A 14,030-nucleotide genomic window follows, 5' to 3' on the forward strand; every position below is an offset into this window, starting at 1 on the left:
GCCGCTGTCCGCCAAATCGCCGCCTGCCCGGCCGCTGCCCGCCAATGCACCGCCTGCCCGGCCGCTGTCCGCCAAATCGCCGCCTGCCCGGCCGCTGCCCGCCAATGCACCGCCTGCCCGGCCGCTGTCCGCCAAATCGCCGCCTGCCCGGCCGCTGCCCGCCAATGCACCGCCTGCCCGGCCGCTGTCCGCCAAATCGCCGCCTGCCCGGCCGCTGCCCGCCAATGCACCGCCTGCCCGGCCGCTGTCCGCCAAATCGCCGCCTGCCCGGCCGCTGCCCGCCAATGCACCGCCTGCCCGGCCGCTGTCCGCCAAATCGCCGCCTGCCCGGCCGCTGCCCGCCAATGCACCGCCTGCCCGGCCGCTGTCCGCCAAATCGCCGCCTGCCCGGCCGCTGCCCGCCAATGCACCGCCTGCCCGGCCGCTGTCCGCCAAATCGCCGCCTGCCCGGCCGCTGCCCGCCAATGCACCGCCTGCCCGGCCGCTGTCCGCCAAATCGCCGCCTGCCCGGCCGCTGCCCGCCAATGCACCGCCTGCCCGGCCGCTGCCCGCCAAATCGCCGCCTGCCCGGCCGCTGCCCGCCAATGCACCGCCTGCCCGACCGTCGCCCACCAAAGCGCTGCCCGCCAAAGCGCCGCTCACCAAACCGCCCTCTGCCCGGCCGGTGTCCACCAAAGCGCCGCCCACCAAACCGCTGCCTGCCTGGTCAGCGCTCCGCCTGCTGGCGCGCACCGGGTGACCACTCGCCGGCGCGGCGCTTGCCAGGCGGGTGGTCACCGGGCCTGGGCCAGCACCGCGTGCAGCGCCGACATGGGCACCTGCAGGGTCGCGTTCTCGCCCATGACCTCGACGGTGCCGCCGCCGGCGGCGCGGCCGACGGTCACCGTGCGGCCGGGCACCACCCCGGCCGACTTCAGGTCGACCATCAGCTTCTCGTCCAGCTGGACGTGCTCGGCGATCCGACGGACCTCGACCTTGCCGCCCCCTGCGCGGGCGTACTCGTCCAGCCGGATCAGGTCGGCTTCGGCGGGCGGCGCGGGCAGGCCACCGTTGCTGAGCTTGTCCAGCCCGGGGATCGGGTTGCCGTACGGGGACGTGGTGGGGTGGTCGAGCAGCTTGACCAGCTTCCGCTCCACCGCCTCGCTCATCACGTGCTCCCAGTGACAGGCCTCGGTGTGCACCTGCTCCCACTCCAGGCCGATCACGTCCAGCAGCAACCGCTCGGCCAGCCGGTGCTTGCGCATCACGGCGGTGGCCAGTTCGCGGCCGTGGTCGGTGAGCTGCAGATGGCGATCGTCGGCCACCCGCACCAGGCCGTCCCGCTCCATCCGGGCGACGGTCTGGCTTACCGTGGGCCCGCTCTGCGCGAGCCGCTCCGCGATGCGGGCGCGCAGCGGTACGACACCTTCCTCTTCGAGTTCGAAGATGGTCTTCAAGTACATCTCTGTGGTGTCGATGAGATCGTTCACGATGTCCCCTTCGTCCGCAGGAATCCATGGTAGTCGCTGGCACCGACAGTCAGCCCGGGTGATCGGGCCGCGAAACCCGCCATGCGGCGGCTACCATCGGCTCCCATGCAGCCGGCCGTCGTCTGGGATCCCGCACTGCTCGGCTATGACCTCGGCGGTGACCATCCGTTCAACCCGGTGCGCCTGCAGCTGACCATCAGCCTGGCCACCGAGCTGGGCGTGCTCGACGACGTGCCGCTGCTGGTCCCCGAGCCCGCCGGCGACGGAGAGTTGCTGCGCATCCACTCTCCGGAGTACCTCGAGGCCGTCCGTCAGGCGCCGATGGCCGGCTGGGACGTCGGCCACGGGCTGGGCACCGCCGACAACCCCGTGTTCAGCGGCATGCACGACGCCACGGCGCTGGTCGTCGGCTCCAGCTTGCTCGCCGCGCAGAAGATCGCCACGGGCGAGGCGCGCCGGGCCGTGAACATCGCGGGCGGGCTGCATCACGCGATGCGCGATCACGCGGCCGGCTTCTGCGTGTACAACGACTGCGCGGTCGCCATCTCCTGGCTGCTCGACCACGGCTTCGACAGGATCGCGTACGTCGACACGGACGTGCACCACGGCGACGGCGTACAGGCCGCCTTCTACGACGACCCGCGCGTGCTCACGATCTCCCTGCACCAGCACCCGTTCACGCTCTGGCCCGGCACCGGCTACTCCGGCGAGGCCGGGGCGGGCGAGGCCGAGGGCTCGGCCGTGAACATCCCGTTGCCGCCCCATACGCGCGACCCCGGCTGGCTGCGCGCTTTTCACGCGATCGTGCCATCGCTGCTGGCCGAGTTCCGGCCGCAGATCCTCGTCACCCAGTGCGGCGTCGACTCGCACGAGGAGGACCCGCTGGCCGACCTCTCCCTCTCCGTGGATGGCCACCGCACCATCTACACCACCCTGCGCGGGCTCGCCGAGCAGTACGCGGGCGGGAAGTGGCTGGCCGTCGGCGGTGGCGGCTACCAGCTGATCCGTGTGGTCCCGCGGTCGTGGACGCACCTTCTGGCCACCGTGCTCGACCGCGACGTCAAACCCGAAACCCCGATCCCGCCGGGCTGGGCCGACCTGGTCCGCAAGGCCGCGCCGAACGCCGAGCTGCCGACCGCGATGACCGACGGCGCCGAGACCGCCCACCAGGCGTGGGGCGACGGCGCCGACGATCCGGTGGACATCGCCATCCGCGACACCCGGCGCGCGATCTTCCCGTTGCACGGCCTGGATCCGGACGATCCGAGAGACTGAGACGATCCGGGAGACTGAGCAGATGAGCGACGAAGGCCCGGGCACGCACACCCGCGATCCCTATGACTACCCGCGCCGGTGGGAGGCCGACGTGGTGCTCTCCGACGGCGGCACCGTCCACTTGCGACCGATCGTGCCGAGCGACGCCGACGCGCTGGTGACCTTCCACGGCAAGCTTTCCGCCCGCACCCGGTACCTGCGCTACTTCGGCGCGTACCCGCGGATCCCGCAGCGCGATCTGGAGCGGTTCACCGTGGTGGACCACCACGACCGGGTCGCGTTCGTCGCCTGGCTCGGCGACGACATCGTCGCCGTCGGCCGCTACGAGCGGCTTTCCGAAGGCCCGTCGGCGGAGGTCGCGTTCGTGGTGGCCGACGCGCATCAGGGCCGCGGCCTCGGCTCGATTCTGCTGGAGCACCTGGCCGCCGCGGCCTCGGAGTCCGGGCTGCGCCGCTTCGTCGCCGAGGTGCTGGCCGAGAACGCCAGCATGGTCCGGGTGTTCCGGGACGCCGGCTACCAGGTGAGCCGTGCGCTCGAAGAAGGCGTGCTGCACCTGGAGTTCGACATCGACCCGACCGAGGAGTCGCTGGCGGTGGCGCGCGCGAGGGAGCAGGCGGCCGAGGCGCGCAGCGTGCACAACCTCCTGCACCCCGAGTCGGTGGCGGTGATCGGCGCATCGGCCGACCCGACGAAGGTCGGCTACGTGGTGCTGTCGAACCTTCTCGCCGCGGACTTCGCGGGCACTGTCTACCCGGTGAACCCGGAGCACCGCTCGGTGCGCGGGGTGCGCGCCTACAAGTCGGTGCTGGAGATCCCGGACCCGGTCGATCTCGCGGTGGTCGCGGTGCCGGCGGACCAGGTCGAGTCGGTGCTCGACGGGGCGCTGGCGAAGGGCGTGAAGACGCTGCTGATCGTGACGGCCGGGTTCGCGGAAGCCGGCCCGCACGGGCTGCACGCCGAGCTGCGGCTGGTCGGCGAGGCGAGGGCGCACGGGATGCGCGTGGTGGGGCCGAACGCGCTCGGCGTGCTGAACACGAGCACGTCGGTGCGGCTGAACGCCACGCTCGCGCCGACGCTGCCGAAACGCGGCCGCACGGGGTTCTTCTGCCAGTCCGGTGCGCTGGGCACGGCGATCCTCGCCGACGCGGAGTCGCGCGGGCTGGGCCTGTCCACTTTCGTCTCGGCCGGTAACCGCGCCGACGTCTCGGGCAACGATCTGCTCCAGTACTGGGAGACCGATCCGGCGACCGATCTCGTGTTGCTGTACCTGGAATCCTTCGGCAACCCGCGCAAGTTCGCCCGGCTCGCGCGGCGGCTCGCCCGCACGAAGCCGATCGTCGCGGTGAAGTCGGGGCGGCACGCGGTGCGCCCGCAGCTCGCGGCCACGTCCACGGAGGTCGACGAGGCGAGCGTGCAGGCGCTGTTCGAGCAGGCGGGCGTGGTCCGGGTGGAGACGCTGGCGCAGCTGTTCGACACGGCGCTGGTGTTCGCGCATCAGCCGCTGCCGGCCGGGCCGCGGGTGGGCATCGTCGGCAACTCCAGCGCGATCGGGATGCTGGCCGCCGACACCGCGCGGGCACAGGGGTTGCGCCTCGCGTTCGATCCGGTGGACGTAGGGGCGCAGGCCGGGCCGGAGGAGTTCGCCTCCGCGGTGCGCGAAGCGTTGACGTCGACGGAGACCGACGCGCTGGTCGTGGTGTTCGTGCCGCCGGTGACGATGGCGGGCACGTCGTACGCGAGGGCGCTGCGGGAGGCCGTGCAGGAGCTGGACCAGAGCAAGCCGATCGTCTCCACTTTCCTTGCGGCGGAAGGGGTCCCGGCCGAGCTGGCGGTGCCGGGCGAGGACGGCGCGCCCGGGCCGGGCTCGATCCCGTCGTTCCCGAGCCCGGAGCGGGCGGTGTACGCGCTGGCGAAGGTGGTGCGGTACGCGGCGTGGCGGCAGCGGCCGCAGGGGCATCTGGTCCGCCCGGCGGAGCTGCACACCGAAGCGGCGCAACAGATCGTGCGCGAAATCCTCGAGGAGGCCGGCGACCAGAACGTGGTGCTGGAGGACGAGGACATCGTCCGGCTGCTGCGGTGCTACGGGGTGGATGTCGTGCCGTTCCGCGTTGTCGCGTCGGCGGACGAGGCGATCGCCGCGGCGGAGGAGGTCGGCTATCCGGTGACGGTGAAGGCGGTCGACGACAGGCTGCGTGGCCGCCCGGATCTGGCCGGGGTGCGGCTGGACCTGGCCTCGGCGGAGGAGGTCCGGCGCAGCTACCACGATCTGCGCGAGGTGTCCGGCGAGGACGAGGTCTACGTGCAGAAGATGGCGCCCAAGGGGATTTCCTGTTTCATCGGGCTCCAGGACGACCCGTCGTTCGGCACGCTGGTGACGTTCGGGTTGTCCGGTCTGGTCAGCACTTTGCTGGGGGACAGGGCTTTCCGGGCCGTTCCGCTGACGGACGTCGACGCCGCGACGCTCGTGCGCGAGCCGAAGAGCGCCCCGCTGCTGACCGGTTACCGGGGTGACGAGCCGGCGGATTTGGCGGCATTGCAGGACATGGTGCTGCGGATGGCGGCGCTGGCGGAGGACAATCCGGAGGTGCGGGCGCTGAGCCTGGATCCGGTGATGGCCTCGCCCGAAGGTGCTTTCGTGGCCAACGCGCGGATCGTGCTGGGCCCGCCGCCCGCCCGGCCGGACACCGGGCCGCGCCGGTTGCGGGCGATCAACGCGCCGGACGACTAGGAATATCGGCGCCAAGAGCGCGAACGAGGCTTTGAAGACTTCCTAGTACGCGCCGGGGTTGATCGCGACCACGCTGCGGTTGCCGGGGTACTCGGAAAGCGTCCACAGCTGGGTTTCGGGCCCGCGGTACGAGAGGTCCTCGTTGCCGATGGGGAACACCGTGGCGTGTTTGGTCGGCCCGCTGGACGACGTGAAGGTCCACAGCGAGCCGCGCGTGCCCGAGCCGGCGCTGGCGGAGACGGAGAACTTCCCGTTGATCGCCGTCGCGCCCTGCATGCTCGGGATGTTCACCTGGTACGCCTCGGTGGCGTGGGTGTAGCCGTCCGACGACTCCGCGAACTTGCGGTCGGTGTAGTCGATCGGGAAGCGGACCACGCGGGTGCCGGTGCCGTCGGCGTTGTACTCCGGCACGATCACGCTGTCCGGCGTGCTCGTGCGGTCCAGTGACGCGGCCGAGAACCGCAGCTGAGCGACTCCGTTGGTGGTCGAGTCCGTGAACGTCTGCGCCTGCGGCAGCACGTAGGCGTAGTCGAAGGCCTGGTAGCTGCCGTCGGACTGGCGGCCGATCTTGGTGCTGTCGCCGGTCTTCGCGGGCCAGATGTGCCGGAGATTGAACGCGCGGAAGCCGCCGGAGGTGTCGGCCACGTACAGGTAGTAGCCGTAGGTGAAGATGCCGCCGGCGTGGATCGTCACGGGCCTGAAGTCCGGCTGCCCGGCGGAGTTCGTGTACGGCTCGACGAGCAGCACGTGCCGGTACTTCGGCGCGCTGGGCGTCGAGTAGTCCACAAAGGACACCCGGACTCCCTTGTCGGTGCCCGATCCGTTGTAGTACCAGCTCGCGAACACCGCGGTGCGGCCGTCGTACTGGCCGTTGTCGTAAGCGTCGGCCGTGGTGCTGATGCCCTGGGGGTACCAGTCCGTGGTGTCGTTGTCCCCGGAGTTCCAGCAGAACGCGGCCACCTGGTTGCTCGCGCCCGGGTTGCACGACGTGGCGTCGCGGTTCGCGCTGTCCAGCACCGCCGAGACGGATTTGACCCCGAGTACGCCGTCGAGCTGGCTGATCACGCCGTTGTACGCGTTCTCCTTCAGCCGGAAATCGCTCGCGGTGAGCTTGGTCGGCGCGGCCTGCGCCGGTGCTGCGGAAAGGGTGATCACGGCGAGGGCGGCCACCAGTGCCGCGAGCGACCTGCGCATGCGGTCAAGCTAGCGGGGACCCCGTCCGCGGCGGAACCGGTTGGTAAGAATTTTTCCCCTTTGTGAGCATCAAGACCGGATCGGAGCAGTGCGTGCCCTCCGCGGACAGCTTCCGTTTCACGATCTTGTACGTCGAAGTCTTCTCCAGTTCGTTGACAATTCGCACGAACCGGGGCAGCTGCTTGGGGCCCAGATCCGGTTGCGCGGCGAGGAACTCCCCGAGCTCGACCGGCGTCAACGGCGCGGCGAGGACGAGCGCGGCCATCACCTGGTCGCCTGTCACGGGGTCGGGCACCGGGTAGACGGCGGCCTCGGATACCGCCGGATGGCGCAACAGCACCCGCTCGATCGGCGCGGTGCCGAGGTTTTCCCCGTCGACGCGCAGCCAGTCGCCGAGCCGCCCGGCGAAGTAGAAGAAACCCTCCGCGTCGGCGTAGGCGAGGTCGCCGGTGTGGTACTGGCCGCCGCGCAGCCGTTCCGCGTCGGCCTCCGGGTTCTTGTAGTAGCCCGCGAACGCGCCCGCGCCCGCCGTGTTGACCAGTTCGCCGACCGCCTCGCTCCCGTTGGCCAGCCGCCCGTCCGCGTCGAATTCCGCCGGGGGACAGGGTTTCCCGGTTTCCGGGTGCAGGATCGCGACCTCGGCCGTCGGTTTGCCCAGCGACCCCGGCGGGGAGTCGGGCGTCCGGGCGAACCCGATCCCGCCCTCGGTGGAGCCGAACGCGTCCACCACGTGGCAGCCGAACCTGCGGCCGAACTCGGCGAGGTCCGCTTCGGCGCCTTCGTTGCCGTACACGATGCGGAGCGGATTGTCCGCGTCGTCCGGGTGTTCGGGTGTGGCGACCACGTACGACAACGGCTTGCCGACGTAGTTCGCATAGGTGGCGCCGAACTTCCGCACGTCCGGCAGGAAACCCGATGCGGAGAACTTGCGGCGCAGGGCGATGGTGCCGCCCGCGGCGAGCCCGACGGCCCAGCCCGCCATGATCGCGTTGGAGTGGAACATCGGCATCGAGACGTACACGGTGTCCGAAGAGGACAGTCCGAACCGGTCGGCGAGCATCTTGCCGGGGAAGGCGATCTTCTCGTGCGTGACGCGGACAGCCTTGGGCTCTCCGCTGGTGCCGGAGGTGAAGATCAGCATCAGCAGGTCGTCCGGTTTCGCGGGCACCGGGTCGAAAGCGACGTCCGCGGGCTCCAGTGAGTCCAAAGAGGACACGGGGACATCGAGGCCCGCCAGCAACGGTGCGTACTTCTCTTCCGTGAGCACGAGCTGACAGTCCGAGACGCGCACGTCCCGAGCCAACGCTTCCCCGCGGCGCGTCGGGTTGAGCCCGACGAGCACCGCGCCCGAGAACGCGCAAGCGCCGAGCAGCGCCGAAAAGCGTGGCCCGTTGTCCGCCAGGATCCCGACGTGCGGCGGCGTGCCCAGCTCGGTCAGCCGGGCCGCCAGGCCAAGGCATTCCCGAACGTGCTCGGCCCAGGTCTGTGTTTCGTCCTCGAACCGCAGGCCCGGGCGCGGATCGTCCGCGCGGGCGAGCAGCAGTTCGGTGACCGTCATGCCGGTTCCGCGGCGAGCAGTTCACCCAGCGAGCGCAGCTGCGCCGTCGCCCCGCCGAGGGCGAACTCGATCCGCTTCGCCGCCGCGAAGTACCGGTGCAGCGAGTGGTCCACGTCGATGCCGACGCCGCCGTGCAGGTGCACCGCGGTGTGCGCGACGCGGTGCCCGGCCTCGGCGGCCCAGTACTTCGCTGTCGCCACTTCTTCGGCCGCGGGCAGGTCCTCCGACAGCTTCCACGCCGCCTGCCACAGCGTCAGCCGCACGGCTTCGACGTCGATGTAGGCGTCGGCGAGCCGTTGCCGCACGGCCTGGAAACTCGCGATCGGATGGTCGAACTGCTTGCGGGTCTTGGTGTACTCGGCCGTGCGCTGCAACGCGCTTTCCACGACGCCGAGCTGCAGCGCGCACAGGCCGACCGTCATCCGCTGCCGCAGCAGCTCGGGGTCGAGGTCGAGTTCCTCGCCGGGCGCGTCCTCCAGCTCCACGAGCGCTGCGTCCGCGTGGTCGATGGTCTGCTGCGGCCGGACCGTCGCTTTTTCGACCAGGAACACCTTGCCGTCCGCGGGAACCAGGAACGCGTCAGCGAAAGCCCCGAACAGCACGGCGGTCTGCGAACCGGACACCTTGCCGTCACGAACGGTGAAACCCGAGGCCAATCCCGCGTCCGGCAACGCCAGCGCGTACACCCTGTCGCCGCGCCCGGAGGCCACCGCGGTCAGATACGGAACCGGCGCGAGCGCGCGGCCGACTTCGACCAGCGCGGCGCACTGCGCCAGCCAGTCCGCTTCGAGCACGCCGGCCTTCAGCAGCGCTTCCCAGACACCGCGGTCGAAGCCGCCTTCGCCGTGACGGCCCAGCACCTCGTCGGTGACCAGGTCGCCGCAGATCCGGCGGACCAGCCCGGCCAGCTCGGTCGCTTCCTCGCTCTGCACGAAATCCACGGTTTCTCCTTAGCGGGTGACGGGCAGCGAAAGGGCGGTCGCGGCGATGAGGTCGCGCTGGATCTCGTTGGTGCCGCCGCCGAACGTGAGGATCAGCGCGGACCGGTGCGCCCGTTCCAGCCGCCCGCGCAGCAGCGCGCCGGGGGAGCCCGTGCGGACCACCGCGCCCGCGCCGAGCACCTCCATCAGCAGCCGGTACGCCTCGATCGACAGCTCGGTGCCGAACACCTTGGTGGCCGAAGCCTCCGCCGGGCTCAGGTCCGGGGTGGTCGCGATGCGCCAGTTGCGCAGTTTGAGGTATTCGCCGTGCGCGTGGACGCGGGCCAGATGCGTGCGCACCCATTCGGCGTCGATCACGCGGCTGCCGTCGGCCTGCTTCGTCTCCTGCGCCCACTGCCGCACTTCGCGCAGCGCGTTCAGCACCGGCGCGGCCGAGGTCAGCGCGACGCGCTCGTGGTTGAGCTGGTTGGTGATCAGCGGCCAGCCCGCGTTCTCCTCCGCCACCCGCGAGGACACCGGCACGCGCACGTCGTCGTAGTACGTGGCGCTGGTGCCGGGCCCGGCGACCGTGCGCACCTTCGTCCAGGAGAACCCGGGCGCCGAGGTGGGCACGATGAGCATGCTCAGGCCCTTGTGCTTGCGCGCTTCGGGGTCCGTCCGGCAGGCCAGCCACACGTAGTCGGCGTACTCGATCAGGGAGGTCCACATCTTCTGCCCGTTGATCACGTACTCGTCGCCGTCGCGCACCGCCTTCGTGCGCAGCGAGGCGAGGTCGGTGCCGGCCTCGGGCTCGGAGTAGCCGATCGAGAAGTGCAGTTCGCCCGCCGCGATCTTCGGCAGGTAGAACGCCTTCTGTTCTTCGGTCCCGTACCGCATGATCGTCGGGCCGATGGTGTTCACCGTCAGGAACGGCACGGGCACCCCCGCGACGGCCGCTTCGTCGGTGAAGATGAGCTGGTCCATCATCGAGCGGGCCTGTCCGCCGAACTCCTTCGGCCAGCCGATCGCGAGCCACCCGTCGCGCCCGAGTTGACGGACGATTTCCTTGTACGCCAGGCCACTTCCGTACTCGCCGCCGTCCGCGTCGAGATCTTCGCGACGCTCCGGCGTCATCAGCTCCGCGAAGTACTCGCGCAGCTGCTCACGCAGCGCCTGTTGTTCGGGCGTGTAGCTGATCCGCATCCCGTCACCTCCACCGTGCCCCGCTCGTTCTGGTAGCGAACCGGCCGCGGCGCTAGTCTAGAACAGGTTCTAGTTTTACCAAAACTGACGGACGGGAGGAAGTCATGCGGGTCGGTGTCGACCGTGACCTGTGCGAGGCGAACGAGGTGTGTGCCGCCTTCGCCCCCGCGGTGTTCGAGCTGGACGACGACGACAATCTGGTCGTCATCCAGGAAGAAGTACCCGAAGCGGAAATAGAACGTGTTACTCAAGCGGTAGCAGGCTGTCCACGGAATGCCCTGTTCACCCGGGAATAATTCAGGCTTGCCGAGAGCGAGAACAGATTCTAGTGTGTGCCGTGAGAGGCGAGCCGGTGACGGTTCGCCGTGTCAGCGAGGAGGCTGCCGGAGTGAGAGCCGCCGCAGGGACCGCGAACGGCGATGACCGACCGCGATGGCGGGATGATGCCACCAGCCCGGCTCCGGCCGTGGCGCGGGTGGTGATCCGATGAATCGCGTGGCGATCGTGACCGGCGCGGGTGCGGGCCTCGGCCGCGCGGAAGCGCTCGCGCTGGCCAAGGACGGGCACTCCGTCGTGGTCAACGACCTCACCGACACCGGTGTGGTCGCCGAGATCGAGGAGGCCGGCGGCAAGGCCCTGTTCGTCGCGGGCGACGTGGCGGAGCGCAAGACGGCGGACGAGCTGCTCTCGGCGGCGGTGGACCATTTCGGCGGTCTGCACGTGCTGGTGAACAACGCCGGCGTGGTGCGCGACAGGATGCTCTTCTCGATGTCCGACGAGGAGTGGGACACCGTCATCAGGGTCCACCTGCGCGGGCATTTCCTGTTGTCCCGCAACGCCACCGCGTACTGGCGGAAACAGTCCAAAGCGGACGGTGCGCCGGTGTACGCGCGAGTGGTCAACACCGCTTCCGAGGCGTTCCTGTTCGGCGCGCCCGCGCAGCCGAACTACGCCGCCGCCAAGGCCGGAATCGCGGCGCTCACGGTGGCGACGGCCCGCGGCTGCGCCCGCTACGGTGTGCGCGCGAACGCGATCTGCCCGCGTGCCCGCACGGCGATGACCGAAGCCGTTTTCGGGGAAGCGCCCGAAGGTGGCACGGACCCGTTGTCGGTCGACCACGTCGCGCCGTTCGTCGCGTTCCTCGCTTCGCCGGAGGCCGAGGACGTCAACGGGCAGGTTTTCGTGGTGCACGGCGGGAACATCGCGCTCGTCGCGCCGCCCACCGTGGAAAAGACGTGGAACCTCTCGGAGCTTTCCGGGCTGCCCGGCCATTTCGCCGGTCGCGACCAGATGTTCGCCAGTGAGGAGTTGTTGTGACGCTTACCGTGCAACCACATCGCGAGTCGGTCGGGCTCAAGACCGGCCAGCTCTACCTCGACGGCCAGTGGGGTCCCGGCAGCGGCGGCGAGACCTGGACGCACCGGCACCCGGCCACGGGCGAGGCGATCGGCGAGTTCGCCATCGCCACCGCGGGAGACGTCGACGCGGCGGTGGCCGCCGCGCGCAAGGCTTTCGAATCGGGCACGTGGTCCAACGCCCGCGCGGGCGTGCGGATCAAGCTGCTGCACCGCTACGCGGAGTTGCTGCGCGAGCACGCCGAAGAGCTGCGCGCGCTGCAGGCACTGGACAACTCGGTGCCGCTTTCCTTCAGCAGCAACATCTACGCCACCGGCGTCGAGGCCGCCGCGGACGTGTTCGATCACCACGCCGGCTGGGTGGACAAGCTCGGTGGCCAGACGCTGCCGCCGTACCAGGGCGGCGACCACCTGGCGATGACCTTCCGCGAGCCGATCGGCGTGGTCGCGGCGATCCTGCCGTGGAACGCGCCCTTCCTGCTGTACGCGCAGAAGATCGCGCCGGCGCTCGCGGCGGGCTGCACGGTGGTGCTGAAGCCTTCGGAGTACTGCACGTTCACCGTGCTGCGCATGGTCGAACTGCTCGTCGAGGCCGGGCTGCCCGCGGGAACGCTCAACGTGGTCACCGGTCCGGGCGACCCGGTCGGCGAGACCCTGATCAACCACCGCGACATCGACAAGGTCAGCTTCACCGGTAGCCGCGCCGTCGGGAAGCGCATCGTCGAGGCTTCGGCGGGCACGCTCAAGCGGGTTTCCCTGGAGCTGGGCGGAAAGAGCCCGGCGCTGGTGTTCGCGGACGCGCCGAACGTCGGCCTCGCCGCCGCCACCACGATCGGCGCGGTGACGATGGGGCTGTCCGGCCAGGCCTGCGTGGCCAACACCCGTGCGCTCGTGCAGCGCGAGGTGTACGACGAGTTCATCGCGGCCGCGCAGGGAATGGCCGCCGCGGTCACCTACGGCGACCCGTTCGACCCCGGGGTGATGTCGTGCCCGCTGATCAACGAGAAGCAGCTCGAGCGCGTGCTCGGGTTCATCGAGACGGGCAAGAAGGAGGCGCGGCTGGTCTCCGGCGGCGAACGGCCCGGCGGTGACCTGGAAAACGGCAACTTCGTGACGCCAACTATCTTCGCCGACGTGGAAAACTCCTCGACCATCGCGCAGGAGGAGATCTTCGGTCCGGTACTCGCCGTGGTTCCCTTCGACACCGAGGAAGAAGCGGTCCGGCTGGCGAACGACACCGAGTACGGCCTCGGCGCGAGTGTGTTCAGCGCGGACGCCCAGCGCGCTTTCCGCGTCTCGCGCAAACTGCGGGCGGGCACGATCGGCGTGAACGGTTTCCAGATCGAGCCGCATCTGCCCTTCGGCGGGTTCAAGCAGTCGGGTCTCGGCCGCGAGGGCGGGGATTCCTCGATCGAGGCGTACACCGAGCTCAAGTCCGTGTACATGCCGCTGACCGACGAGATGATGTGACATGGCCAGGCTGGACGGCAAAGTAGCCGTGATCACCGGCGCGGCCCGCGGCCAGGGTGCCGCGGCCGCGCGCCGGTTCGCCGAAGAGGGCGCCAAGGTGGTCATCGCCGACGTGCTCGACGACGACGGCAAGGCGCTGGCGGACGAGATCGGCGCGGTGTACCAGCACCTCGACGTGACGAAGGAAGAGGACTGGACCGCGGCGATCGCGCGCGCCGGTGACGAGTTCGGCCCGGTGACCGTGCTGATGAACAACGCCGGGATCCTGCACTTCTCCGAACTCGGGAAAACCACGCTCGCCGATTACGAGCGCGTGATCAGGGTGAACCAGATCGGTGCGTTTCTCGGGATGCGCTCGGTCGTTGAACCCATGACGGAAGCCGGTACCGGCTCCATCATCAACGTGTCCTCGGTGGAGGGATTGGCCGGAATGCCTTTCCTGGTGGCCTACACCGCGAGCAAGTTCGCGATTCGCGGGATGACGAAGGTGGCCGCGCTGGAACTGGGCGCCAAGGGCATCCGGGTCAATTCGCTGCACCCCGGGATGATCGACACGCGGATGGTGTCCGACGCGGCGGGCGGGGTCGAAGTGGACCTGTCCCCGGTGGGCAAGAAGGTCGCGCTGGGGCGGATCGGCAAGGCCGGGGAGATCGCGAACCTCGCGCTTTTCCTGGCCAGTGACGAGAGTTCGTACAGCACGGGCGCGGAGTTCGTCGCCGATGGCGGGGCGACGGCGACGCACGCGTTGAAGGTGCAGTGAGGAAGAACACCGGGAGGCCTGCGGTTCGCGCATGTGAACACCGCTAACGAAAAACGGCTTCACATGGTGAGTAAGACTCAGGGCAACGAGGCTAGGGT

Annotated in this window: 12 protein-coding genes; 6 read left to right on the top strand and 6 right to left on the bottom strand. The window is 70.1% G+C overall.

The window, feature by feature from the left end; genetic code table 11:
- Positions 1 to 642 (bottom strand): TrbL/VirB6 family protein (locus tag FPZ12_RS38730; RefSeq protein WP_208026160.1); only part of this gene is annotated, 642 nt, incomplete at its 3' end.
- Between the two features lie 131 nt (positions 643 to 773).
- Positions 774 to 1,469 carry an iron-dependent transcriptional repressor DtxR gene (locus FPZ12_RS38735; protein WP_144755075.1) on the bottom strand — a complete coding sequence of 232 codons (696 nt, stop codon included), beginning with the start codon at positions 1,467 to 1,469 and terminating at the stop codon, positions 774 to 776.
- A gap of 105 nt (positions 1,470 to 1,574) precedes the next feature.
- Between FPZ12_RS38735 and FPZ12_RS38740 the strand changes: the two genes are divergently transcribed.
- Together FPZ12_RS38740 and FPZ12_RS38745 are read left to right on the top strand one after the other, a co-directional pair.
- Positions 1,575 to 2,744, top strand: coding sequence for an acetoin utilization protein AcuC (locus FPZ12_RS38740; protein ID WP_144755078.1), 1,170 nt, complete (start codon positions 1,575 to 1,577; stop codon positions 2,742 to 2,744).
- Between the two features lie 22 nt (positions 2,745 to 2,766).
- On the top strand, positions 2,767 to 5,472 hold the full coding sequence (locus FPZ12_RS38745; protein ID WP_144755080.1) for a bifunctional acetate--CoA ligase family protein/GNAT family N-acetyltransferase: 2,706 nt from the start codon (positions 2,767 to 2,769) through the stop codon (positions 5,470 to 5,472).
- A 42-nt stretch (positions 5,473 to 5,514) separates the two neighbouring features.
- On the opposite strand, the gene FPZ12_RS38750 is transcribed toward FPZ12_RS38745, so the two are convergent.
- From FPZ12_RS38750 to FPZ12_RS38765, 4 genes are read right to left on the bottom strand one after another with little or no spacing between them, the layout of a single operon-like run.
- On the bottom strand, positions 5,515 to 6,666 hold the full coding sequence (locus FPZ12_RS38750; RefSeq protein ID WP_144755082.1) for a hypothetical protein: 1,152 nt from the start codon (positions 6,664 to 6,666) through the stop codon (positions 5,515 to 5,517).
- Positions 6,667 to 6,670: 4 nt separating this feature from the next.
- Positions 6,671 to 8,224, bottom strand: coding sequence for a long-chain-fatty-acid--CoA ligase (locus tag FPZ12_RS38755; RefSeq protein ID WP_144755084.1), 1,554 nt, complete (start codon positions 8,222 to 8,224; stop codon positions 6,671 to 6,673).
- The gene (locus FPZ12_RS38760; protein WP_144755086.1) at positions 8,221 to 9,165 is read right to left on the bottom strand and encodes an acyl-CoA dehydrogenase family protein; all 945 of its coding nucleotides are present in this window, start codon (positions 9,163 to 9,165) and stop codon (positions 8,221 to 8,223) included. The genes FPZ12_RS38755 and FPZ12_RS38760 overlap by 4 nt, the downstream gene beginning before the upstream one ends.
- A 9-nt stretch (positions 9,166 to 9,174) precedes the next feature.
- A complete protein-coding gene (locus FPZ12_RS38765; RefSeq protein WP_144755088.1) occupies positions 9,175 to 10,347 on the bottom strand; it encodes an acyl-CoA dehydrogenase family protein in 1,173 nt (390 codons plus the stop codon).
- Between the two features lie 104 nt (positions 10,348 to 10,451).
- On the opposite strand from FPZ12_RS38765, the gene FPZ12_RS38770 reads away from it, so the two are divergent.
- The 4 genes from FPZ12_RS38770 (at position 10,452) to FPZ12_RS38785 (ending at position 13,932) form a co-directional block, all read left to right on the top strand.
- The gene (locus FPZ12_RS38770) at positions 10,452 to 10,643 is read left to right on the top strand and encodes a ferredoxin (protein WP_144755090.1); all 192 of its coding nucleotides are present in this window, start codon (positions 10,452 to 10,454) and stop codon (positions 10,641 to 10,643) included.
- Between the two features lie 190 nt (positions 10,644 to 10,833).
- Entirely contained in the window at positions 10,834 to 11,664 is an 831-nt protein-coding gene (locus FPZ12_RS38775; RefSeq protein ID WP_144755093.1) for an SDR family NAD(P)-dependent oxidoreductase, read from the top strand.
- Positions 11,661 to 13,172, top strand: coding sequence for an aldehyde dehydrogenase family protein (locus FPZ12_RS38780; protein ID WP_144755096.1), 1,512 nt, complete (start codon positions 11,661 to 11,663; stop codon positions 13,170 to 13,172). Before FPZ12_RS38775 ends, FPZ12_RS38780 begins: the two co-directional genes overlap by 4 nt.
- Before the next feature lies 1 nt (position 13,173).
- The gene (locus tag FPZ12_RS38785; protein WP_144755099.1) at positions 13,174 to 13,932 is read left to right on the top strand and encodes a glucose 1-dehydrogenase; all 759 of its coding nucleotides are present in this window, start codon (positions 13,174 to 13,176) and stop codon (positions 13,930 to 13,932) included.
- The last annotated feature ends 98 nt before the right edge of the window (positions 13,933 to 14,030 follow it).

The organism is Amycolatopsis acidicola, from assembly GCF_007713735.2.
Lineage (GTDB): Bacteria > Actinomycetota > Actinomycetes > Mycobacteriales > Pseudonocardiaceae > Amycolatopsis_E > Amycolatopsis_E acidicola.

What these genes read in the sequence shown, in the direction of transcription:
- FPZ12_RS38740 (WP_144755078.1), top strand. Translation starts at nt 1,575, where the DNA reads ATGCAGCCGGCCGTCGTCTGGGATCCCGCACTGCTCGGCTATGACCTC.
- FPZ12_RS38745 (WP_144755080.1), top strand. Translation starts at nt 2,767, where the DNA reads ATGAGCGACGAAGGCCCGGGCACGCACACCCGCGATCCCTATGACTAC.
- FPZ12_RS38750 (WP_144755082.1), bottom strand. Translation starts at nt 6,666, where the DNA reads ATGCGCAGGTCGCTCGCGGCACTGGTGGCCGCCCTCGCCGTGATCACC.
- FPZ12_RS38755 (WP_144755084.1), bottom strand. Translation starts at nt 8,224, where the DNA reads ATGACGGTCACCGAACTGCTGCTCGCCCGCGCGGACGATCCGCGCCCG.
- FPZ12_RS38765 (WP_144755088.1), bottom strand. Translation starts at nt 10,347, where the DNA reads ATGCGGATCAGCTACACGCCCGAACAACAGGCGCTGCGTGAGCAGCTG.
- FPZ12_RS38770 (WP_144755090.1), top strand. Translation starts at nt 10,452, where the DNA reads ATGCGGGTCGGTGTCGACCGTGACCTGTGCGAGGCGAACGAGGTGTGT.
- FPZ12_RS38775 (WP_144755093.1), top strand. Translation starts at nt 10,834, where the DNA reads ATGAATCGCGTGGCGATCGTGACCGGCGCGGGTGCGGGCCTCGGCCGC.
- FPZ12_RS38785 (WP_144755099.1), top strand. Translation starts at nt 13,174, where the DNA reads ATGGCCAGGCTGGACGGCAAAGTAGCCGTGATCACCGGCGCGGCCCGC.